The following is a 19262-nucleotide window of genomic DNA, read 5'->3' on the forward strand; positions in this document are numbered from 1 at the left end:
ACCGGCTGCCAAGGCGGCCGGTCTTTTCACGTGTGAAGATGGTAGAGTTTGCTGACGATCGTCCAGCGGCCGTCTATCTTCAGCAGTGAGAGATAGTCGGTGAAACGCATTCCGGCGAAATCGTCGGTGACCTTGACGCTCGCCGCATCGCCCTCGACATCGACGTTCTGGATATCCATGAAGGGCTGCGTGCCGGGCGGGGCCGGCTCCTCCGCCAGGATGGCGGCGATGAATTCGTCCCGCGTCAGCCATTCGACGGCATTCTGGTAATAGCCGATGATCGAGCTTTTCGGGTGAAAGGCCTTTTTCAAGGCTGCCTCATTGGCGAAGGCCATGCCTTCGACATAGAGATGAACCGTCTGTTCGACTGCCTGCCTGTCCGACATGTTTTCATCCCGTTTTCCGAGATGGCTTTAGATAGTTTCGCCGGCCGCGAAGGCAAGCCCGGCCGGTTGTATCAGGCCGGGCTTTTGTCGCTTACAGGTTCGTCATTGCAAGCGAGGCGTCCGAATAGCGTTTTCCCGCCACCTGCGCGGCCGGGATCGCCTCGTCGAGCTGCTCGAGTTCGGCCACGCTGAGCACGATATCGGCGGCGGCGGCGTTCTGCTCGAGATGGTGAAGCTTGCGGGCGCCGGGGATCGGCACGATATCATCACCCTGACTCAGCACCCAGGCGAGCGCCAGCTGCGCGGCCGTCACGCCCTTCTCGGCGGCAAGCTGTTCGAGCGTTGCGACGAGGGCGGCGTTGGCGTCGAAATTCTCCGCCTGGAAACGCGGAACCTGGCGGCGGAAATCGTCGGCGGCGAGATCGTCGACCTTGCGGATCGCCCCCGTCAGGAAACCGCGGCCAAGCGGGCTGTAGGGCACGAACCCGATGCCGAGCTCGCGGCATGTGGCAAGCACATCCGCCTCGGGATCGCGTGTCCAGAGCGAATATTCGCTCTGCAGTGCGGCGATCGGATGCACCGCATGGGCGCGGCGGATGGTGGCGCTGCCGGCTTCCGAGAGGCCGAGCGCACGGACCTTGCCTTCCCTCACCAGCTCGGCCATGACGCCGACCGTCTCTTCGATCGGCACATCGGGATCGACGCGGTGCTGGTAAAACAGATCGATGGTCTCGATCCCAAGCCGTTTCAACGAGGCTTCGGCAACGTCCCGAATATGCTCGGGGCGGCTGTTGACGCCGGTGATGGCGGCGGTGCCCGCCTGGCTGGTATCGATCTTGAAACCGAATTTGGTGGCGATCACCACCCGATCGCGGAATGGTTTCAGCGCCTTTCCGAGAAGGGTCTCGTTGGTAAAGGGGCCATAGACTTCGGCGGTGTCGAAAAAGGTGACGCCGAGATCGACGGCGCGATTGAGCGTCCTCACCGATTCCGCCTCGTCGCTGGCGCCATAGGCAAAGCTCATGCCCATGCAGCCGAGGCCGACGGCCGAGACGGTCAGATCGTTTCCGAGTTTCCGGGTTTTCATGATGCGCTCCTTTTCTAAGCTGGGACGGCTGGAGCACGATGCCGAAAAGCGTGAGCGGTTTTCGGACAACCTCATGCTCTCAAAGAGGTCGTTGCGGTACGGGCAGACCATATCGGTGCCGCATCGGTCAGAAAATATATGCAATTTATAACGGCTTGTTCTATCATTTCGATCAATGAACAGAACACAGCTCTCGCAACTCGCCGTTCTCGCCGCCGTTTCCGAGCATCGCAGCTTCCGCGCCGCAGCCAAGGAACTCCTCGTCGCGCCATCAGCGATCAGTCATGCCATATCGAGCCTGGAGGAAAGCCTGGGTGTCCGGCTTCTGGCGCGCACCACCCGCAGCGTCGCGCCGACGGAGGAGGGGCGCCTGCTTCTCGACAGGCTGCGTCCGGCGTTGGAGGAGATCGATATTGCCCTGGAGGCGGTCCGCGATACGCGCGCCAGGCCCGCCGGCAATCTGCGCATCACTGCGCCGCGCTTCGCCTCCGATCTCCTGCTCGCCCCGCGCCTCGGCGATTTTCTCAACCTCTATCCCGATATCACCCTGGAGATCGCCAATGAGGACGGTTTCACCGATATCGTCAAGGAGGGTTTCGATGCCGGCATACGGCTCGAGGAGAGCCTGGAAGCCGATATGATCGCGGTCAAGGTCTCGCCCGATCTGAGGACCGTCATCGCCGCCTCGCCCGAATATTTCGAGCGCTATCCGAAGCCTGAACACCCGCGCGATCTCGTCCATCACCGCTGCATCAAGCGGCGCTTTACCAACGGCTCCATCTATCGCTGGGAATTCGAAAAGGACGGGCAGGAATTGGTCGTCGCAGTCGAGGGGCCGCTTGTTGTCAGCGAGGATCGGCTGGCGCTGCTTGCGGCGCTGAACGGTGCCGGCCTTGCCTATCTCTTCGATATGCGGGTGGATGACGAACTGGCGAGCGGCAAGCTGGTGCGGGTGCTGGAAGACTGGTGCGCGCCCTATTCCGGGCCGTTTCTCTATTATCCCAGCCGGCGGCAGATGCGCCCGGCACTGCGGGCCTTCATCGATTTCTTCAAATATGTTTAGGAAGATCCGGGCGGCCGGTAAGACCCGCCGCCCGTTCTCTTCACGGGATCAAGCAGCCTTTGCCTTCCGGTTCGCCGCCGTGGTGGCGAGCTGCGAGAGGGTCTTGTCTGTCGCCGTTTCCTCCTGCAGCGTCTGGTCGAGCAGGCTGACGACATCCTTGAGGCCGAGCGTCGCGGCCCAGGTCTTCAGCGTGCCGTAACGGGCGATTTCATAATGTTCGACGGCCTGGGCCGCAGAAATCAGCCCGGCATCCAGCGCCGGCGTGCCCTTGAATTCCTCCATGATTTCTTCGCCCTCGGCGATAATGCCCTGGATCGCCTCGCAGGTTTTGCCCTGGGCGCGTTTGCCGATCTTCTCGAAAACCTGCTGCAGCCGCTCGACTTGGCCTTCGGTCTGCTCCAGGTGCTTCTGGAACCCTGCCTTCAGTTCGGAGGACTGGGCGGCCCGCGCCATCTTCGGCAGGGCGCGCAAAATCTGCCGTTCGGCAAAATAGATGTCCTTCAGCGTGTCGTAGAAGAGATCTTCCAACGTCTTTTCCTTGGCCATTTTCTCGATCCTTGTTCTGGGAAAGGCCGCGAATGCGGCGACACACTAAGAAGCAAGGATTGCGCAAATTGTTCCCGACCGATTTCGGGTGGACTGGAAATCTGCTCCGGGCGATGATTCTGCCGTCGATGCGGGAGGAAGGAAACGTCATGCGCAAGCCGGGTTCGATGAAGGGGCTGGAGGATCTTGGCCGTGTGCGGCTGTCGCAGAACTTCTTTCTCCGCGATTTCCTGCACTCTGAGATCGCCGATTTCTACCGCATTCCCAATATTCCCGAGGATCCCGATCTGGCGATCGAGGCAGGCAGAAGGCTTTGCCAGGAATTGCTGGAGCCGCTGGAAGCGACCTTCGGGCGCCTGCACATCCGCTCCGGCTATCGCTCGCCTGCGGTCAACAGGTTCGGCAACGACAACAATCTGAACTGCTCGACCAATGCCGCCACCGCAGCCCATCACATCTGGGACATGCGGGACTTCGACGGCTGCATGGGTGCGGCTGTCAGCATTGCCGTGCCATGGATGATCGACCGCTACAGCGACGAAAGCGACTGGCAGCGTCTCGCCTGGTGGATCCACGATCATCTGCCTTATGCTTCGCTCTGCTTCTTCCCAAAGCTCTGGGCCTTCAATATCCAGTGGCACGAGCGGCCGAAACGGGTGATCCAGAGTTACGTCAGCCCGCGCGGCATCCTCACCAAGCCGGGCATGGCGAATTGGGAGGGAAAACATTCCGAATGGTACGAAGGTTTTCCTGCCCTCAGAAGCTGATGCGATAGCGGATATGGCCGTCGCTCTCGACATAGCTGTCATAGAGCGCCCGGGCCGTCTTGTTCTGCTCGCTCGTATGCCAATAGAGCCGCGACCAGCCCCTGGCTTTGCAGGTGGCGACGAGATCGTCCATCAGTGCCCGCCCGACGCCTTGGCCGCGTGCCTCGGGATCGACGAACAGATCTTCGAGATAGCAATCCCTGCCGCGGATCCAGCTGCCCTCATGGGTGAGATAGAGCGCAAAGCCCATGATCCTGCCGTCGACCTCGGCGACGCGCATGGCGATCGCCGACGCCGGATCGAAAACCCGGCGCCATGTCTGGTCGGTGATATCGGCATCGACCGTAACCTCGTAAAAGGCGAGATAATCAGCCCAGAGCTCGCGCCAGCGCGTTTCGTCTTCCAGGCGGGCATCGCGGATCGTCACGGTCATCGTCTCTTCTCTTTCAGCGGCCGGCTTCATCGAGCAGCGCCATCGCGTCATCGGAAAGCTGAAGTGTCGCCGATTTCGCCAGGCTTTCAAGCTGCGAAAGACTGGTGGCGCTGGCGATCGGCGCTGTCACGCCCTTCTTGCGCAAAAGCCAGGCGAGCGAAATTTCCGCGGGCTTGGCGCCGGTTTCAGCGGATACCCTGTCGAGTGCGGCAAGAATGCGCAGGCCTTTGTCATCGAGATATTGCAAGACGCGGCCCTCGCGGGCGCGGCCTTGCGTATCCGCCTTGCTGCGGTACTTGCCGGTGAGGAAGCCGGCGGCGAGGCTGAAATAGGTGATGACGCCGATATCTTCCTTGATGCAAAGCTCGGCGAGCGGCCCCTCGAAGCTTGCGCGCTCATAGAGGTTATATTCCGGCTGTACCACATCGTAACGCGGCAGACCGGCCTTTTCGGCAGCGTCGAAGGAAGCCTGCAGCAGCGCCGCATCATAATTCGAGCAGCCGATGGCGCGGATCTTGCCCTGCTGCTTCAGCTTGGCAAAAGCGCCGAGCGTTTCCTCGTGCGGCGTATCGGCGTCCGGCCAATGCGAGAGATAGAGGTCGATATAATCCGTCTGCAGCCGCCGCAACGAATCCTCGACTGCTTTCAGAATATAGCTCTCCTTCAGCGTCTTTCCCTGTCCCATATCCGAGCCGACCTTGGTGACGATCACGGCCCTGTCGCGGGAGACGCTTGCCTGTTTCAGCCAGCGCCCGATGATCTCCTCGGAATCGCCGCCCTTATTGCCCGGAACCCAGGCGCAATAGACATCGGCCGTGTCGATCGTGTTCAGCCCCGCATCGAAGAAGGCGTCGAGAATGGCGAAGGATGTTTTCTCGTCGGCCGTCCAGCCGAAGACATTGCCGCCGATGACGATCGGCGCGACCGAAAGACCTGTTTTTCCAAGCCGGCGCATTTCCATGACGCTCTCCAAAATTCTGCAATGATTGAAATCGCGGATACGGCAGAACGCCGTCCCGCAGCATGATGCCAAAAAGGATAAGCGGTTTCGGACGACATCATGCTCCGACGATCTGGAAGAACTTAGCGCATTGCGGGCATCCGGGAAGGCAAACTTCCGTGATTTCAGCCCGCGCCATTGCGCCGCAGCTGAGGCCTGAATATGGTTCGCGGAAATCTGTTTGGGAGGTTTGGATATGCTGCGCTTCGGTATCATTTCAACGGCGAAGATCGGCCGCGACAATGTCGTTCCCGCAATCCAGGACGCGGAAAATTGCGTCGTCACGGCGATTGCCAGCCGTGATCTTACACGTGCCAGGGAGATGGCCGACCGTTTCTCCGTGCCGCATGCCTTCGGCTCCTATGAGGAGATGCTGGCCTCCGATCTCATCGACGCGGTCTACATCCCGCTGCCGACCTCGCAGCATATCGAATGGTCGATCAAAGCAGCCGATGCCGGCAAGCACGTGCTCTGCGAGAAGCCCCTGGCGCTGAAGGCAGGCGATATCGACGAAGTGATCGCCGCCCGCGACCGCAACCGCGTGGTGGTCACCGAAGCCTACATGATCACCTATTCCCCGGTGTGGCAGAAGGTGCGCGCGCTGATCGACGAGGGTGCGATCGGTTCGCTCCGGCATGTGCAGGGCGCCTTCACCTATTTCAACCGCGATCCCGCCAACATGCGCAACGTTCCCGAGCTTGGCGGCGGCGGCCTTCCCGATATCGGCGTCTATCCCGTCATGGGCACGCGGTTTTCCACCGGCAAGGAACCGCTGCGGATCCAGGCGGTCACCGAGCGCGATCCCGAATTCGGCACGGATATCTATTCGAGCGTCAAAGCCGATTTCGGCGACTTCGAGCTGAGCTTCTATATCTCGACGCAGATGGCCAACCGCCAGGTCATGGTCTTCCACGGCACCGACGGTTACATCGAGGTGAAGTCGCCATTCAACGCCAATCGCTGGGGGCCTGAGGAGATCGAGCTTGCCGACCGCAGCCACAATGAATCGCGCATCTTCCGCTTCCAGGACAGCCGCCAGTACAAGCGTGAGGTCGAAGCCTTCGCCCGGGCGGTGAAGGACAACAAGGAAGAGCTCGTCACGCTGGAAAATTCGAAATTGAACCAGAAGGTGATCGACGCGATCTACCGGGCCAGCGAGAAGGACGGCTGGGAAGCCGTCTAGCGCATATTTCGAGAATTATTCGGCGCGGAAGACGAAGCGCGAATAGCCGAAGAAGCTGAACACCATCGAGGCGATGCTGGCGATCACCATCGCTGCCAGCGGCTGAAGTGCCGGCAGCGACAGCAGAAGCGTGGAATAAAGCCCATAATTGACGAGCGCTGCCGTCACCCCGATCGAGCCGTACCGGAAGCCTTCGGCGGCGAGCGTCCGGCCGGAGCGATCGAAAGTGTAGCGCCGGTTGAAAACCCAGGTCACTGCCATTGCGCAAGCGATCGCCACCAGCCGTGCCAGAAACGGCCCAAGCGACGTCAGATGCAGCAGCGCCGACAGCATGCCGGCATCGACGAGGAAGCCGATTCCGCCGGCGATGGTAAAGCGGATGAGCTTTCTCACGCCGCATCCGCCTTGCCGGGACGCGTGCGCGATACCGGCGCTGTCTGGCTGAGCGGTGCCTTGACCGCACTTGGCGTCTCCAGGTTCATATAATGGATGCGAAGCTGTTCGGCGCGGGCACGGGCTACCGAATCCAGGATGACGCCGGCGGTAAACAGCATGAAGGAGATCATCATCAGCGCCATCGACAGCACCCAGGTCGGCATGCGGCTGACGAGGCCCGTCTGGAAATATTCCGCCAGCACCGGCGCCATGAAGCCGAGGCTCGCCAGCATGAAGCTGGCGCTGATCGTGCTGAAGAAGGCGAAGGGCCGCGTCTCCTTCATCAGCATCGCGAACATCCAGAGGATCCTGCCGCCATCGCGGAAGGTCGAAAGCTTGGAATGCGAGCCTTCCGGCCGGCGGCCGTAATCGAGTTCCAGCTCGCTGACCGGCAGTTTCAGCCGCGAGGCGTGCACGGACATTTCGGTTTCGATCTCGAAGCCGCCCGATACCGCCGGGAAGCTCTTGACGAAGCGGCGCGAGAAAGCGCGGTAGCCGGAAAAGATGTCGGTGAAGTCGGGGCCGAAGATCGTCCGGTAGAGCAGGTTGAAAAGCCGGTTGCCGAGCGCGTGGCCCTGACGGCCGGCATCGGCATGAACGCCGCGTCGGGTTCCCACCACCATGTCGGCCCGCTCGGTCAGCAGTGTGCGCACCAACTCTTCGGCATCCTCAGGCGCGTAAGTGCCGTCGCCGTCGGCGATGATGTAGATGTCGGCGTCGATGTCGGCGAACATGCGGCGCACGACGTGGCCCTTGCCTTGCCGCCGCTCGCGCACGACATGCGCGCCGGCAAGCATCGCCTGCAGCGCAGTGCCGTCGGTGGAATTATTGTCGTAGACGTGGATCGCCGCATCCGGCAGCGTCGCGCGGAAACCCCGCACCACAGGGCCGATTGTCGCTGCCTCGTTATAGCAGGGAAGCAGGACGGCAATATTCGGATTATCGGTACGCGATCGGGCCATGACTCTACTCGTTACACTGAAAGCCGCACGCAGCCTAAATCACCCGCCGTTAATAAGACCCTATGACGCAGGCAAAATCGGCAGCCGCCGCGAACGGCTTTACACTTTCTTGATCGGCGACGGCTAAGCTTCGGCCATCTGGAAACGAAGCGCTAACCACGATGAATGCCGTGCAGCCGATCGCCAATGCCGCATCCGTGACCACCGCCCAAAGGGGCGGGCTGGGCGGGCTGATGATGCGCCTGTGGCCAACCGTCATCGCCTATAGCGTCGTTCTCGCCACCATCCTCCTCGTCGCCAAGCTTTTTACCGCCACCGATTATGTCGGTCCCGACAATGACGACGGAATGCGTCTCATCGAGGTTCGCGATTTTCTCGCCGGACAGGGATGGTTCGATCTGATGCAATATCGCCTCGGCCTCGGTGGCGGCACGCTGATGCATTGGTCGCGGCTGATCGATCTGCCGATCGCTTCGCTGATCTGGTTCTTCGGCCTGTTTGCGCCCCGCGAGACGGCCGAGGCGCTGGCGCTTGCCGTCTGGCCGGTTTCGCTCGTCCTGCCCGCCATGCTCGCCATGGCCGTTGCCGGCCGGCGTATCGGCGGTATTGCCGGCATGCATATCTGTCTCGGCATGACCGGTCTTGCGATCTACACCGGCAACCGTTTCGCGCCTGGAGCCATCGATCATCACAATGCGCAGTTGGCGCTGGTTGCGACGATGGTGGCGATGCTGCTGGATCCAAAGCGGCGCGGCTGGAGTTATGCGGTTGCCGGTATCGCGGCGGCCATCGCCATTGCCATCGGCGCCGAGACGACGCCTTTCGTCGCCGCCGTCTGTCTGACCATCGCTGTGCTCTGGGCCTGGGAAGGGGAGAAATTCGCCGCCGCCGCGAAGGCCTTCGGCCTGGCGCTGGCGATTGCGATCAGCATCCTCTTTGTCGCAACGGTGCCGCCCCGGCTCTATTCGACGGTCACCTGCGACAATCTCTCGCTCGGTTATTACAGCCTGGCGGCGATCGGCGGCGGGCTGCTGCTGTTTTCGGCGGTTTTTGCGAGCCGCCTGCGCCGGCCATTGCGCTTTGCCGCACTTGGCCTCGTCGGCGCCGGCGTTTTCGGTTCGGCGATGGTGATTGCGCCGCAATGCCTGAGCGACCCGCTCGCCGGTCTCGATCCGATGCTGGTCGAGCTCTGGCTGAGGAATGTGTCGGAAGCGCAGTCGGCCTTCGCTCTCGCTCGCACCGATCCCTTCGCGATCGGTGGTTTCTATGCGGCCGGTCTGTTCGGCATCACGGTCTGCATCTTCCGCATCGTTCGGCGCGACCGCATGCAGATCCATCTGGTTCTGCTCTTCCTGCTCGCCTCCAGCTTTGCGATCGCGCTGGTCCAGGTGCGCGGCAGCACTTTCTCGAACCTGCTCTCCATTCTGCCGCTTGCCTTGCTGATCATCGATATCAGGCGGATCTCCAACAGCGACAGCGAGAACGTTGCCGCCGCCTTCGTCTATATCGTCACGGTGCTGGCCAGCGTTCCGGCCGCCTGGGCACTCGGCGGCGGACTTGCCTCGCTGCAGTTGGAGAATGGCGCGCAGAAGCTGGCGACAGAAAAGCTGCTTTCCTGCACATCGAAAGCGGCGCTGGCGCCGCTCGCCGGGCTTCCGGCCGGACTGGTCTCCGCACCCTCGGAAATGGGCGTGCCGATCCTCCGTTTCACGCAGAACCGGGTTCTTTCCGCGCCCTATCACCGCAATCAGGGCGGCATGCTGACGGAACTGCATATCGGTCTGGCGGAGCCGCAGGAGGCGGAAGCCTTCCTGAAGGGGGCTGATGTGACGGTGCTTGGCTTCTGCCCCGCCGACCTGCAGACCCGGGAGATCGCCAAGCTGAAACCGGATGGGCTCTACGCGGAACTCGGCAAAGGCAATATTCCGCCCTATCTGGAGCCGCTTCCGAAGGCGGCAGGGGTGGGCGTTCAGTTCTTTCGCTATCGGCCGGCGGCGAATTGACGCCGGCAGTTTTCGGCTAGCCTTTAGTGGGAAACGCGCGTCGCGGGGCGAAGCCGCGTTTTGGCATAGAGCCCGAGAACGAAGAGCATGAGGCCGCCATTATAGCCGAGAACGGCATAGACGAAGGCCAGCATGGAGACCGGCCCGGGCGAGGTGATCGCCGCCACCGCGAAGGTTATTCCGATCAGCGCGGCAACCAACGCGATTGCGGCAGCCGAGCGCGTTTGCCCGGCGGTGATGCCCAATGCTGCTGCTGTGAGAATAATCATTTCAGCACCTTCCCAGTGATAACGAGGGGAAGCATAGGAAGCGCCAGCTAACAAAGATTTACCGGCAGGCTCCGCCGAAAAGCCTTTGTATTGCGGTGGTTAGCAATCCCTTTCGTCTATAACGCGCATTCTAACGATGCGTTCCGCAACCAAACGGATTTACCCGATTTCGCTGTTCACCCGCCAGGCTGCCGCGACCACATGCGCCCGCCGCCGCCGACTTCGACAGCCGGGAAAACAGGCTCGCTGCGCCGATACCGACCTTCCCGTTTGCCGCCGATCGACATAAAAAGAAGGGATGAGCAACCTCTTCGACAGCGATTCGCCGACCAACCTTGCCGAATATTCGGTTTCGGAGCTTTCCGGCTCGATCAAGCGCACCGTCGAAACGGCCTTCGACCAAGTTCGTGTGCGCGGCGAAATATCAGGCTATCGCGGGCCGCATTCTTCGGGTCATGCCTATTTCGCGCTGAAGGACGATCGCGCCCGCATCGACGCGGTCATCTGGAAAGGCACCTTCTCGCGGCTGAAGTTCCGTCCGGAAGAGGGTATGGAGGTGATCGCCACCGGCAAGGTCACCACCTTTCCCGGCTCCTCGAAATATCAGATCGTCATCGAGACGCTGGAGCCGGCCGGCGCCGGCGCGCTGATGGCGCTGATCGAGGAGCGCAAGCGCAAGCTTGGCGCCGAAGGCCTGTTCGATGTCGACCGCAAGAAGCGGCTGCCTTTCATGCCTGATGTGATCGGGGTCGTCACCTCGCCGACCGGCGCCGTGATCCGCGATATTCTTCACCGGATCTCCGATCGCTTTCCCGTGCATGTCCTCGTCTGGCCGGTGAAGGTTCAGGGCGAGGGATCCGGCGAGGAGGTGGCGAACGCCATTCGCGGCTTCAACGCGCTGGAGCCGGCCGGCGCCATCCCCCGCCCGGACGTGCTGATCGTCGCGCGCGGCGGCGGCAGCCTTGAGGATCTCTGGAGTTTCAACGACGAGATCGTCGTGCGTGCGGCCGCCGAAAGCCGGATACCCCTGATCTCGGCGGTCGGCCATGAAACCGACTGGACGCTGATCGACTATGCCGCCGATGTCCGCGCCCCGACGCCGACAGGAGCTGCCGAGATGGCTGTGCCGGTTAAGGCGGAGCTCGAGGCGCAGGCCGCTGCCCTTGCCGCGCGGCTGCAGGGCTGCATGAACCGGCAGATGGACCATCGCCGCCAGTCGGTGCGCGCTCTGATGCGGGCGTTGCCGTCGCTCGACCAGCTTCTTGCCTTGCCGCGCCGGCGTTTCGATGAGGCGGCGGCCGGCCTTGGCCGCGGACTGGAACTCAACACCATCAACAAGCGCCGCGGCTTCGAGCGCGTCGCCGCGCATCTGCGCCCCGATGTGCTGGCCAACCGCATCGCCGAGCGGCGGCAGACTCTGAACGAGCGGATGGTGCGGGCCGAGCGCATGGTCGAGCGGCTGATCGACCGCTCGAAATCCCGCGTCGGCCGCGCCGAGGCGGTCTTCGCCTCGCTCCCAGCCCGCCTGCAGGCGCAGACCGGCCGCGCCCGCGACCACCTCGCCAATCTCATCCGGCACGCCGACACCGCGACATCCCATCGACTGATCCGGGCAAAAGCAGCACTTGCGGCGCAGGATCGCGTGCTGCAGTCGCTCTCCTACAAGAATGTGCTGAAGCGCGGCTACGCGGTGATCCGCGACGATGAGAACAGGCCGGTGTCGCAGGCTTCAGCTCTTTCGACAGGTGCCGCAGTCTCTATCGAATTTTCCGACGGCCGCATCGGCGCGGTGACCACGGAAGACGGCGCACCGCCCGCCTCGCTGAGGAAGCGGCCCGCCAGGGAAACCGGCGATCCGTCGAAGCAGGGAAGTCTGTTTTAGAGCGGGTCCTAGCGGCCGACGCGCTGGTTGCGGCCATGGGTCCTCGGGTCAAGCCCGAGGACGACGGAGGGTGAGGGTGCCTATGCGGCAAGGAATGCAAGCGCAGCGGTGATTTTGTTGAAATTGCCGTGTTTTATTTTGCGCGATTCCGACGCAGAACTGCTGGCCCATTTTACTGAAATTCCTTCGGACGTCCCTATCTTGCCGCTCGGGTCCCCCACCCTCCGTCCTGCTCGGGCTTGACCCGAGCATCCATGCCGCAAGCGCGTCGCTACATGGTGAAGTTACTCGAAATCCGAAAGAAACGTCCTGAGCAACCGGTCGAGTTCCGCCTTATCGGCAGCGCTCAGATTCCCCGTCAGCCGGTGCTGATTGGCGACATGCGCATCGACGGCCGCTTCCACCGTCGCCAGCCCCTTATCTGTCAGCGCGATCAACACGCTGCGCCTGTCATCCGGGTTGACGATGCGCTCGACGAAGCCTGATTTCTCCAACTGGTCGATGCGGTTGGTCATCGTACCGGAGCTGACCATGGTCATCTCCAGGAGTTCGCCCGGCGAGAGCCGGTGCGGCGCGCCGGAGCGGCGAAGCGTGGCCAGCACGTCGAAGGCGGAGGTGGAAAGCCCGTGCTTCATGAGCACCGCCTCCACTTCGCGGCCGAGATGGGTGCCGAGGCGCTTCAGGCGTCCGAGGATGCCCATCGGTTCGACGTCGAGATCCGGACGTTCCTGGCGCCATTGCGCCAGGATTCTGTCGACATGATCTTGCTTCTCTTCACCCATGTCACATCGATACCACGAGATATCTTGACGTCAAGATAAATTGTGCTACCCTGAATTTATCTTGATATAGAGATTCTTGAAATGAAGACAAACTCACGATATTTCGCCGATGTGCTGATCACCGCCGTGGCTCCGGCCATCTGGGGCAGCACCTATTTCGTGACGACATCCTTCCTGCCATATGGCTATCCGCTCACCGTCGCGATGCTGCGCGCTTTGCCGGCAGGTCTGCTTCTGCTGCTCATTGTTCGCAAGCTGCCGACGGGCATCTGGTGGGGCCGCGCCTTCGTTCTCGGCGCGCTGAACTTCGCGTTCTTCTGGGCGATGCTCTTCGTCTCGGCCTACAGGCTGCCGGGCGGCGTTGCCGCAACGGTCGGCGCGGTGCAGCCGCTGATCGTCATCGCGCTGTCGCGGCTTTTCCTCGGCAAGCCGATCCGGCCGCTTGCCGTCTTGGCGGGTCTTGCCGGCATGGTCGGCGTGGGATTGCTGGTATTGACGCCGAAGGCGGGGCTCGATCCTGCGGGCGTTGCCGCCGGTCTCGCCGGCGCCGTCTCGATGGCCTTCGGCACGGTGCTGACGCGGCGCTGGGCGCCGCCGGTGTCAAACCTCACCTTCACCGCCTGGCAATTGACGGCAGGCGGCATCCTGCTGGTGCCTTTTGCGCTTTTCCTCGAACCGGCGCTGCCGGAACCGACCGTCGCAAATATCGCCGGCATCGCCTATCTCGGCCTGATCGGCGCGGCCTTCACCTATCTGCTGTGGTTTCGCGGCCTGTCGCGCATCGAGCCCTCGGCGGTCGCCTCGCTCGGCTTTCTGAGCCCCGTCGTCGCCACCCTGCTCGGCTGGCTGGCGCTCGGCCAGAGCCTGGCGCCGGTGCAGATCGCCGGCTTCGCCATGGTCCTTGCTAGCGTCTGGCTCAGTCAGCGCGCGACGATGCCGGTCAGGCCCATTCGCCCTGCCGCATCACCGGAACCCGCGAACCATCCGGCTTGACGCCGTCGATATCGACCTTACCCGAGCCGATCATCCAGTCGATATGGATCAGGCTGGAATTGCCGCCCTGCGCCTTGATCTCCTCCTGGCTGAGTGTCGCGCCGTTCAGGAAGCACTTGGAATAGCACTGGCCGAGCGCGATGTGGCACGAGGCGTTTTCGTCGAACAGCGTGTTGTAGAACAGGATGCCGCTCGCCGAGATCGGCGAGGAATGCGGCACCAGCGCCACTTCGCCGAGCCGGCGCGCGCCTTCGTCGGTATCGAGCACCTTGTTCAGGACCTCTCCGCCGCGCGATGCCTTCGCCTCGACGATGCGCCCGGCTTCGAAGCGCACCTGGATATTGTCGATCAGCGTGCCCTGGTGCGACAGCGGCTTGGTGCTGGAAACATGGCCTTCGACGCGCAGCGCATGCGGCGTGGTGAAGACTTCCTCGGTCGGAATGTTCGGATTGCAGGTAATGCCGTTCTTGGCGGTGGAAGCGCCGCCATGCCATTCGTGCCCGTCGGCAAGCCCGACTGTCAGGTCGGTGCCCGGTCCCTGGAAATGCAGCAAAGCGAAGCGCTCGCCGTTCAGCCAGGCGGAGCGCTTGGCCAGATTGGCATTGTGTTCGGCCCAGGCGGCGACGGGATCGCTGACATCGACGCGCGAGGCGGCAAAGATCGCCTTGGCGAGCTTGGCGATGGCGATCGGTTCAGGATCGCCGGGGAAGACCACCTTGGCCCAGGACGGATTGGGATAGGAGACGATGTTCCAGTTGATGTCGAAATTCGAGATCTTTTCCAGCGCCGGCTTGTAGGCGGTCGATGTGGCGCGATTGGCGCGGCCGACCTTGCCAGCATCCTGCTCGGACAGCAGCAGCGGATTGTCGCCGGCAACCGCAAGGCGCGCCGCCCCGTTGGCGTAGGCCTTGGCCATGCCCTCATAAAGCCAGTCGGAGGCGCGGTCGAAGCTCTCGTCGCTGCCGTACTGATAGCGCGAAAGCGTCGTTTCCTCGTCGGAATAGAAAGCGGTCACCAGCCCGGCGCCGGCCTGATAGGCGTGCTTGGTGATCAGCCGAACGAGCGGCAGCGCCACCACAGGTGCGGTGACGACCAGATCCTGACCCTTGCGCAGCTGCAGCCCGACCTTGACGGCGACCTCAGCAAGCTTCTCCAGCTTGACGGGATCAATGGTGTTCTGGCTCTGGGGCATGAAAGTCATGTTCAACCTGCCTTCTGTCATCGACGCTAGAGCAATTCCAGGAAAAGTGCGAAGCGGTTTTCTCAGGCAAAGCGCGAAGCGCTTTTGCCGGGAATTGCGTAGATCCAAAAGATTGGAGCGGTTCTGCGCTTCCGTGAAAAGTTGAACCGCTCCAAGAGGCTGGCAGACTTAGACCCATTTGCGGCGAAAATGAAGTGTCGTGTCGCCGAATTGCCGGCGGCCGGATGGATGTCCGGCCGCCAGTTGCGCTTCAGGCGGCGGCAGGCAGCCTGAGCAGGATCGAGTTATGCTTCTCCAAAAATTCCGTCAGCCGCTGCGGGTAATCCTCGCCGACGGCCGCCTTCACGCTTGCGCGCTCGGACAGCGCCTTGCGCCAGCGTTTCATCCGCTTGAGCCCTTCGAAGATGCCCCTGTCGCCAAGCGTATCGAAGAGATCGAAATAGCGGAAGACCGGCGCGAAGACGGCATCGACCAGGCCGAAGCTGCTGCCGGCAAAATAAGGCCCGTCGCCCAGCGCCGCTTCGAGCGTCGCGAATTTGGACATCAGCGCTTTGCGCTTGGCCTCCAGCTGCAATTCATCCTGCGCCGTTTCATAACCCCAGAGATCGGAAAGCACCGAGGAGCCGAATTCCATCCAGCCGCGATTGAAGGCACGCGTCAGCGCGTCTTTGGGATGCAGCGCGACGCCTGGCTGCGTTTCCTCCAGATATTCGCAGATGACGCTGCTTTCGAACAGAACGGCCTCGCTGCCATCCTCCTCCTCGATCCTGAGCAGCGGCACCTTGCCGAGCGGCGAGATCTCCAGAAACCAATCCGGCTTGTCGGCAAGATCGATGTTGATGCGCTCGAAAGGCACGCCCTTTTCGAGAAGCGCGATCGCGGCGCGCTGCACATAGGGGCAGAGATGATGGCTGATGAGGGTAAGCCTGCTCATGGAAATCTCCTGATCACAATCTATGCAAATGCATCTAATAGCGCTTGCGACGGAATTCAAGATAGATGTAATTGCATTTATGCCTGAGAAAATGCCGAAACCAAGCGAAGCCTCCACCCTTGCCTGGACGAGCATCATGCGCGTCCGCGAGCGCCTGCTCGGCGCGATCGAAGCCGACCTGAAGGCGGCCGACATGCCGCCGCTTGCCTGGTATGACGTGCTGTGGGAACTGGCGCGCGCCGGGGAAGGCAGGCTGCGCCCCTATGAGATCGAAGAGCGGACTTTGCTTGCGCAGTATAATCTTTCCCGCCTGATCGACCGGCTGGAAAGGGAGGGCCTGGTCCGGCGCGAGGTCTTCGCCGAGGATGGGCGCGGCCGCTGGGTTGTGATCACCGAGGCCGGCCGGCAGCTCCGCGAGCGCATGTGGGCCGTTTATGGCGGCGCGATCGAGACCCATATTGGCTGCAAGCTTGCCGAAAACGAGGCGAAGACGCTTGCCGGCCTGCTCGACCGCTTCCTTTGATATCAGGCGACCAATGGCGCGCCGATAGCTTTCAGCGCTTTCAGCGCATCCTTCGGATCGAGCCGCACCTGCAAGCCGCGCTGCCCGCCATTGATGTAGACGAGCGGTTCGGCAAGGGCGGCTTCCTCGATTGCCGTCGGCACGGTCTTCTTCTGGCCGAAGGGACTGATGCCGCCGACATGATAGCCCGTCAGTCGCTCGGCATCGGCCGGCTTCATCATATTGGCCGACTTGCCGCCAAAGGCGCTGGCGAGCTTCTTCATGCTGACTTCGCGATCCGACGGCACGACGACGCAGACCGGCTTGCCGTCCACCTCGGCCATCAGCGTCTTCAGCACCCGATGCGGCTCTTCGCCCAAGGCCTTGGCCGCCTGCAGCCCGACGCGCTCGGCGCCGGGATCGTAATCATAGGTATGGACGGTCAAGGCGACGCCTGCCTGGGAAAGAAGCTGTGTCGCGCGCGTGGTCTTGGACATTGGCCGCCGATCATCCCGCGAACGTGCCGGCGTAAACCTCCGGCTTGAAGCCGACCAGCAGCTTGCCCTTCGCCGCCAGCACCGGACGCTTGATCATCGACGGCTGATCGAGCATCAGCGCGATCGCCTTTTCCCGGCTCAGATTCTCGCGCTCGGAATCGGGCAGTTTGCGAAACGTGGTGCCGGCGCGGTTGAGGACGGTATCGAGGCCGGCCTGATCGACCCAGGATTCGAGATGGGCGCGGTCGATGCCTGATGCCTTGTAATCGTGAAATTCATAGGCGACGCCGTGAGCTTCCAGCCAACTGCGGGCCTTCTTCATCGTGTCGCAATTCTTGATGCCATAAATGGTGACGGTCATGCCGATCGATCTCCCTGTGATGCGACGGGATAACATGCGCAAAGGGCGGCGCAAACGCCGTGCGGCATTTATCCCCGGCAGCGCCTGCTCAATTCTCCAGTGCGCCGGCCTTGCGGGAGGCGTTGCTGGGGCCGCCGCAGGCGATCTTCATCAGGTCGCCGCGCCGCCGCACCAGCCGGTCGGACGTCCGGGTCAGGATCAGCCCGTCCTGCGGCGCATGCAGGTCGAGGCTGCCGCCCGGCTGCCCCGGCCGGGTGACGATCGTCGCCAGAAGCTCGCCCTGCGCAATCCTGTCGCCGATATTGCGATGGAAGAGCACGGCCCCACCTTCCGGCGCGCGGAGGATCTCGACATTGTCGAGCGGCACGGCCGGGCCGGAAAATCCGGTTGCCTCTGTCCCGCCGTTGACGATCCCCCGCGCCGCAAGGAAACGCCAAAGCCCGTCAGCATCCTGCTTTGCCAGCGCCGGATCGACGTCGCGCTTGCCACGCAGCTCGACGGTGACGGAAAGCCTGCCCGGCAGCCGGGATCGGCGCTCGCCGGGAACCTCATACTTCCAGGCAAAGCCGACGGCCTCTTCGAAGGCCGAGCTTTCGCCATCCGAAAGCAGCACGGCCTGCATGTCGAGGGCGGCGGCAAGATCGGCCGCTTCAGGCCAGAAGGCCTCGTCGATATAGGCATATTGCAGGGATTCGTCGTCGCAATGCAGGTCGAGGACGAGATCGGCGCCGAGCGCCATATGCAGGAGCTGCCGCTTCAGCCTGTCGGTAGCCGGATAATCGTCGAGCTCTTCGATCAGCGTTGCCCGATCGGCAAGGGAGATCAGCGGGAAATCCCGGTTGAAATTGGTGCGGGAGTTAAGGTCGAAACGGCCCTGCAAATCCCCGAAATGCGACTGCGCCGCGCCGATCGGATTGGCCTGCGGCACGATAGTGATGTCGCCGGCGATCCCGTCTTCGCTTTCCGCCTGCCGCAGCCGCTCGCAGAGGAAATGCAGGAGCGCCGTTCCCGGCAGTTCGCCGGCATGCAGGGCCGCCTGGATATAGATCGTCGGCGCTTTCGGATCGCGGCCGGCAAAACGCAGCACCGGCAGCCGCCACTCGGTTCCCGGCGTATCGCCCGGGATGATGATCTCTGAAACATCCATGCTGTCTTCGCTCCGCATTTGCATCCGAACGGTTCCTCCAGCTTTATGCGCGGATGTCCGGCAAGCGCAAGCCTCACCGGGCACGTGCCCTCAGCCGAGCAGCGGCCAGCGATCGATGATGTGGTGTTCGGTCTTTCCGAGAAGGCTGTGGATCAGCAGGAATTCCCGCGCCGTCCATGAAACTGGTTGATCGAGGCTCGCCGGCGGCACCGCTTTGCGGTCATAGAGCAGCGTCATATGCGGCGTGAAATTGCGATCGATATTGTGACGCAATCCGGTATTGTGCATGCCGACGCCCAACTGGACATGCAGGCGCATGAGCGGCATCGGCCCGCCTTTGCTGCAGAGCACCAGCGGCCGCGCCTTGTCTTCCCGCCTGAAGCTCATGATCCTGTCGAAGGTGACCGCGATCGGCGCGCCCTCGACCGTGGCGCCGGCCTGCCGGGCCGCAAAGATCACGTCCTCCGGCAACACGTCATAGTCGCCGATGCCGATAACGCTCACATGCAGCGTCGTCAGTCGCGGCGTTGCGGAAAGGCAGAAGGTTTTGCCATAGTCATCGGCGATCGAAGCCGCTTGCCGTTCGACGATCGCAGGCGGGCGGAGCGCAAAGAAAAGCCTGTGGCCGCCGTTCCGGTTTTCGTCCGCCCGCCCGCGCCGATTTTGACCATGGTCGAAATCGAGGGAAATCTGGTCCATGCCTGTCAGGTCGTCATGACCGCCTCGCGCTCCAAAATGGGCGAAAGATACGCCGGCAAGGGAGAATATCAAGAACAAAAAAAGAACGAGATGCGCAAGAATCGGGTTGAAACAGCGGCCGTCCCGTACG

Annotated in this window: 22 protein-coding genes; 7 read left to right on the plus strand and 15 right to left on the minus strand. The window is 62.4% G+C overall.

The window, feature by feature from the left end; translation table 11 throughout:
• Positions 1-26: 26 nt before the first annotated feature.
• Positions 27-386: a nuclear transport factor 2 family protein gene (locus BBJ66_RS01290; protein ID WP_049735649.1), complete on the minus strand. Its 360-nt coding sequence runs from the start codon at positions 384-386 to the stop codon at positions 27-29.
• A gap of 91 nt (positions 387-477) precedes the next feature.
• A complete protein-coding gene (locus BBJ66_RS01295) occupies positions 478-1473 on the minus strand; it encodes an aldo/keto reductase (RefSeq protein ID WP_071084427.1) in 996 nt (331 codons plus the stop codon).
• A 175-nt stretch (positions 1474-1648) separates the two neighbouring features.
• Here BBJ66_RS01295 and BBJ66_RS01300 point away from each other — a divergent pair, with 175 nt between their 5' ends.
• The gene (locus tag BBJ66_RS01300) at positions 1649-2536 is read left to right on the plus strand and encodes a LysR family transcriptional regulator (protein WP_071084429.1); all 888 of its coding nucleotides are present in this window, start codon (positions 1649-1651) and stop codon (positions 2534-2536) included.
• 48 nt (positions 2537-2584) lie between these two features.
• On the opposite strand, the gene BBJ66_RS01305 is transcribed toward BBJ66_RS01300, so the two are convergent.
• Positions 2585-3082 (minus strand): YciE/YciF ferroxidase family protein, encoded by a 498-nt coding sequence (locus tag BBJ66_RS01305; RefSeq protein ID WP_071084431.1) that lies wholly within the window; start codon positions 3080-3082, stop codon positions 2585-2587.
• A 149-nt stretch (positions 3083-3231) separates the two neighbouring features.
• Here BBJ66_RS01305 and BBJ66_RS01310 point away from each other — a divergent pair, with 149 nt between their 5' ends.
• Positions 3232-3849, plus strand: a complete 618-nt coding sequence (locus tag BBJ66_RS01310; protein WP_071084952.1) for a hypothetical protein — start codon at positions 3232-3234, stop codon at positions 3847-3849.
• Here the strand turns inward: BBJ66_RS01310 and BBJ66_RS01315 are convergent.
• On the minus strand, positions 3839-4282 hold the full coding sequence (locus BBJ66_RS01315) for a GNAT family N-acetyltransferase (RefSeq protein WP_071084950.1): 444 nt from the start codon (positions 4280-4282) through the stop codon (positions 3839-3841). The two genes, BBJ66_RS01310 and BBJ66_RS01315, sit on opposite strands and share 11 nt — an antisense overlap.
• Before the next feature lie 13 nt (positions 4283-4295).
• Positions 4296-5243, minus strand: a complete 948-nt coding sequence (locus BBJ66_RS01320) for an aldo/keto reductase (RefSeq protein ID WP_071084433.1) — start codon at positions 5241-5243, stop codon at positions 4296-4298.
• Between the two features lie 235 nt (positions 5244-5478).
• Here BBJ66_RS01320 and BBJ66_RS01325 point away from each other — a divergent pair, with 235 nt between their 5' ends.
• A complete protein-coding gene (locus tag BBJ66_RS01325; RefSeq protein ID WP_071084435.1) occupies positions 5479-6465 on the plus strand; it encodes a Gfo/Idh/MocA family protein in 987 nt (328 codons plus the stop codon).
• 15 nt (positions 6466-6480) lie between these two features.
• On the opposite strand, the gene BBJ66_RS01330 is transcribed toward BBJ66_RS01325, so the two are convergent.
• Together BBJ66_RS01330 and BBJ66_RS01335 are read right to left on the minus strand one after the other, a co-directional pair.
• Positions 6481-6858: a GtrA family protein gene (locus BBJ66_RS01330; protein ID WP_049735643.1), complete on the minus strand. Its 378-nt coding sequence runs from the start codon at positions 6856-6858 to the stop codon at positions 6481-6483.
• Positions 6855-7862 carry a glycosyltransferase gene (locus tag BBJ66_RS01335; RefSeq protein ID WP_049735642.1) on the minus strand — a complete coding sequence of 336 codons (1008 nt, stop codon included), beginning with the start codon at positions 7860-7862 and terminating at the stop codon, positions 6855-6857. Before BBJ66_RS01335 ends, BBJ66_RS01330 begins: the two co-directional genes overlap by 4 nt.
• Positions 7863-8023: 161 nt before the next feature.
• On the opposite strand from BBJ66_RS01335, the gene BBJ66_RS01340 reads away from it, so the two are divergent.
• Positions 8024-9865 (plus strand): hypothetical protein, encoded by a 1842-nt coding sequence (locus tag BBJ66_RS01340; RefSeq protein ID WP_071084437.1) that lies wholly within the window; start codon positions 8024-8026, stop codon positions 9863-9865.
• A gap of 23 nt (positions 9866-9888) precedes the next feature.
• Here BBJ66_RS01340 and BBJ66_RS01345 read toward each other — a convergent pair whose 3' ends face one another.
• Entirely contained in the window at positions 9889-10134 is a 246-nt protein-coding gene (locus BBJ66_RS01345; protein WP_071084439.1) for a hypothetical protein, read from the minus strand.
• Positions 10135-10432: 298 nt separating this feature from the next.
• Between BBJ66_RS01345 and xseA the strand changes: the two genes are divergently transcribed.
• Entirely contained in the window at positions 10433-12016 is a 1584-nt protein-coding gene (xseA, locus tag BBJ66_RS01350) for an exodeoxyribonuclease VII large subunit (protein WP_071084441.1), read from the plus strand.
• 284 nt (positions 12017-12300) lie between these two features.
• Here xseA and BBJ66_RS01355 read toward each other — a convergent pair whose 3' ends face one another.
• Positions 12301-12798: a MarR family winged helix-turn-helix transcriptional regulator gene (locus BBJ66_RS01355; RefSeq protein ID WP_071084443.1), complete on the minus strand. Its 498-nt coding sequence runs from the start codon at positions 12796-12798 to the stop codon at positions 12301-12303.
• Positions 12799-12879: 81 nt separating this feature from the next.
• Between BBJ66_RS01355 and BBJ66_RS01360 the strand changes: the two genes are divergently transcribed.
• Positions 12880-13791: an EamA family transporter gene (locus BBJ66_RS01360; protein ID WP_071084445.1), complete on the plus strand. Its 912-nt coding sequence runs from the start codon at positions 12880-12882 to the stop codon at positions 13789-13791.
• Here BBJ66_RS01360 and BBJ66_RS01365 read toward each other — a convergent pair.
• Both BBJ66_RS01365 and BBJ66_RS01370 read right to left on the minus strand, forming a co-directional pair.
• On the minus strand, positions 13739-14992 hold the full coding sequence (locus BBJ66_RS01365; RefSeq protein WP_071084447.1) for an aminopeptidase: 1254 nt from the start codon (positions 14990-14992) through the stop codon (positions 13739-13741). The two genes, BBJ66_RS01360 and BBJ66_RS01365, sit on opposite strands and share 53 nt — an antisense overlap.
• Positions 14993-15242: 250 nt before the next feature.
• The gene (locus BBJ66_RS01370) at positions 15243-15926 is read right to left on the minus strand and encodes a glutathione S-transferase family protein (protein ID WP_071084448.1); all 684 of its coding nucleotides are present in this window, start codon (positions 15924-15926) and stop codon (positions 15243-15245) included.
• Between the two features lie 79 nt (positions 15927-16005).
• Between BBJ66_RS01370 and BBJ66_RS01375 the strand changes: the two genes are divergently transcribed.
• Complete coding sequence (locus tag BBJ66_RS01375) at positions 16006-16449, plus strand: MarR family winged helix-turn-helix transcriptional regulator (RefSeq protein WP_071084955.1); 444 nt, start codon at positions 16006-16008, stop codon at positions 16447-16449.
• Between the two features lie 2 nt (positions 16450-16451).
• Here the strand turns inward: BBJ66_RS01375 and ybaK are convergent, their stop codons facing one another.
• From ybaK to BBJ66_RS01395, 4 genes are all read right to left on the minus strand, one after another.
• Entirely contained in the window at positions 16452-16925 is a 474-nt protein-coding gene (ybaK, locus tag BBJ66_RS01380) for a Cys-tRNA(Pro) deacylase (RefSeq protein ID WP_071084450.1), read from the minus strand.
• Positions 16926-16935: 10 nt separating this feature from the next.
• Entirely contained in the window at positions 16936-17286 is a 351-nt protein-coding gene (locus tag BBJ66_RS01385; protein WP_071084452.1) for an ArsC family reductase, read from the minus strand.
• An 88-nt stretch (positions 17287-17374) separates the two neighbouring features.
• Positions 17375-18433 carry a succinylglutamate desuccinylase/aspartoacylase domain-containing protein gene (locus BBJ66_RS01390; RefSeq protein ID WP_071084957.1) on the minus strand — a complete coding sequence of 353 codons (1059 nt, stop codon included), beginning with the start codon at positions 18431-18433 and terminating at the stop codon, positions 17375-17377.
• 90 nt (positions 18434-18523) lie between these two features.
• Positions 18524-19132 carry a 2'-5' RNA ligase family protein gene (locus BBJ66_RS01395; RefSeq protein ID WP_071084453.1) on the minus strand — a complete coding sequence of 203 codons (609 nt, stop codon included), beginning with the start codon at positions 19130-19132 and terminating at the stop codon, positions 18524-18526.
• Positions 19133-19262: the final 130 nt, after the last annotated feature.

This window comes from Rhizobium sp. RSm-3, from assembly GCF_001854685.1.
Taxonomy (GTDB): domain Bacteria; phylum Pseudomonadota; class Alphaproteobacteria; order Rhizobiales; family Rhizobiaceae; genus Rhizobium; species Rhizobium ecuadorense.

What these genes read in the sequence shown, in the direction of transcription:
- xseA (WP_071084441.1), top strand. Translation starts at nt 10,433, where the DNA reads ATGAGCAACCTCTTCGACAGCGATTCGCCGACCAACCTTGCCGAATAT.
- BBJ66_RS01370 (WP_071084448.1), bottom strand. Translation starts at nt 15,926, where the DNA reads ATGAGCAGGCTTACCCTCATCAGCCATCATCTCTGCCCCTATGTGCAG.
- BBJ66_RS01320 (WP_071084433.1), bottom strand. Translation starts at nt 5,243, where the DNA reads ATGGAAATGCGCCGGCTTGGAAAAACAGGTCTTTCGGTCGCGCCGATC.
- BBJ66_RS01390 (WP_071084957.1), bottom strand. Translation starts at nt 18,433, where the DNA reads ATGGATGTTTCAGAGATCATCATCCCGGGCGATACGCCGGGAACCGAG.
- ybaK (WP_071084450.1), bottom strand. Translation starts at nt 16,925, where the DNA reads ATGTCCAAGACCACGCGCGCGACACAGCTTCTTTCCCAGGCAGGCGTC.
- BBJ66_RS01305 (WP_071084431.1), bottom strand. Translation starts at nt 3,082, where the DNA reads ATGGCCAAGGAAAAGACGTTGGAAGATCTCTTCTACGACACGCTGAAG.
- BBJ66_RS01365 (WP_071084447.1), bottom strand. Translation starts at nt 14,992, where the DNA reads ATGACTTTCATGCCCCAGAGCCAGAACACCATTGATCCCGTCAAGCTG.
- BBJ66_RS01340 (WP_071084437.1), top strand. Translation starts at nt 8,024, where the DNA reads ATGAATGCCGTGCAGCCGATCGCCAATGCCGCATCCGTGACCACCGCC.
- BBJ66_RS01315 (WP_071084950.1), bottom strand. Translation starts at nt 4,282, where the DNA reads ATGACCGTGACGATCCGCGATGCCCGCCTGGAAGACGAAACGCGCTGG.
- BBJ66_RS01375 (WP_071084955.1), top strand. Translation starts at nt 16,006, where the DNA reads ATGCCTGAGAAAATGCCGAAACCAAGCGAAGCCTCCACCCTTGCCTGG.
- BBJ66_RS01395 (WP_071084453.1), bottom strand. Translation starts at nt 19,132, where the DNA reads ATGGACCAGATTTCCCTCGATTTCGACCATGGTCAAAATCGGCGCGGG.
- BBJ66_RS01295 (WP_071084427.1), bottom strand. Translation starts at nt 1,473, where the DNA reads ATGAAAACCCGGAAACTCGGAAACGATCTGACCGTCTCGGCCGTCGGC.
- BBJ66_RS01310 (WP_071084952.1), top strand. Translation starts at nt 3,232, where the DNA reads ATGCGCAAGCCGGGTTCGATGAAGGGGCTGGAGGATCTTGGCCGTGTG.
- BBJ66_RS01325 (WP_071084435.1), top strand. Translation starts at nt 5,479, where the DNA reads ATGCTGCGCTTCGGTATCATTTCAACGGCGAAGATCGGCCGCGACAAT.
- BBJ66_RS01335 (WP_049735642.1), bottom strand. Translation starts at nt 7,862, where the DNA reads ATGGCCCGATCGCGTACCGATAATCCGAATATTGCCGTCCTGCTTCCC.
- BBJ66_RS01360 (WP_071084445.1), top strand. Translation starts at nt 12,880, where the DNA reads ATGAAGACAAACTCACGATATTTCGCCGATGTGCTGATCACCGCCGTG.
- BBJ66_RS01290 (WP_049735649.1), bottom strand. Translation starts at nt 386, where the DNA reads ATGTCGGACAGGCAGGCAGTCGAACAGACGGTTCATCTCTATGTCGAA.
- BBJ66_RS01385 (WP_071084452.1), bottom strand. Translation starts at nt 17,286, where the DNA reads ATGACCGTCACCATTTATGGCATCAAGAATTGCGACACGATGAAGAAG.
- BBJ66_RS01355 (WP_071084443.1), bottom strand. Translation starts at nt 12,798, where the DNA reads ATGGGTGAAGAGAAGCAAGATCATGTCGACAGAATCCTGGCGCAATGG.
- BBJ66_RS01345 (WP_071084439.1), bottom strand. Translation starts at nt 10,134, where the DNA reads ATGATTATTCTCACAGCAGCAGCATTGGGCATCACCGCCGGGCAAACG.
- BBJ66_RS01300 (WP_071084429.1), top strand. Translation starts at nt 1,649, where the DNA reads ATGAACAGAACACAGCTCTCGCAACTCGCCGTTCTCGCCGCCGTTTCC.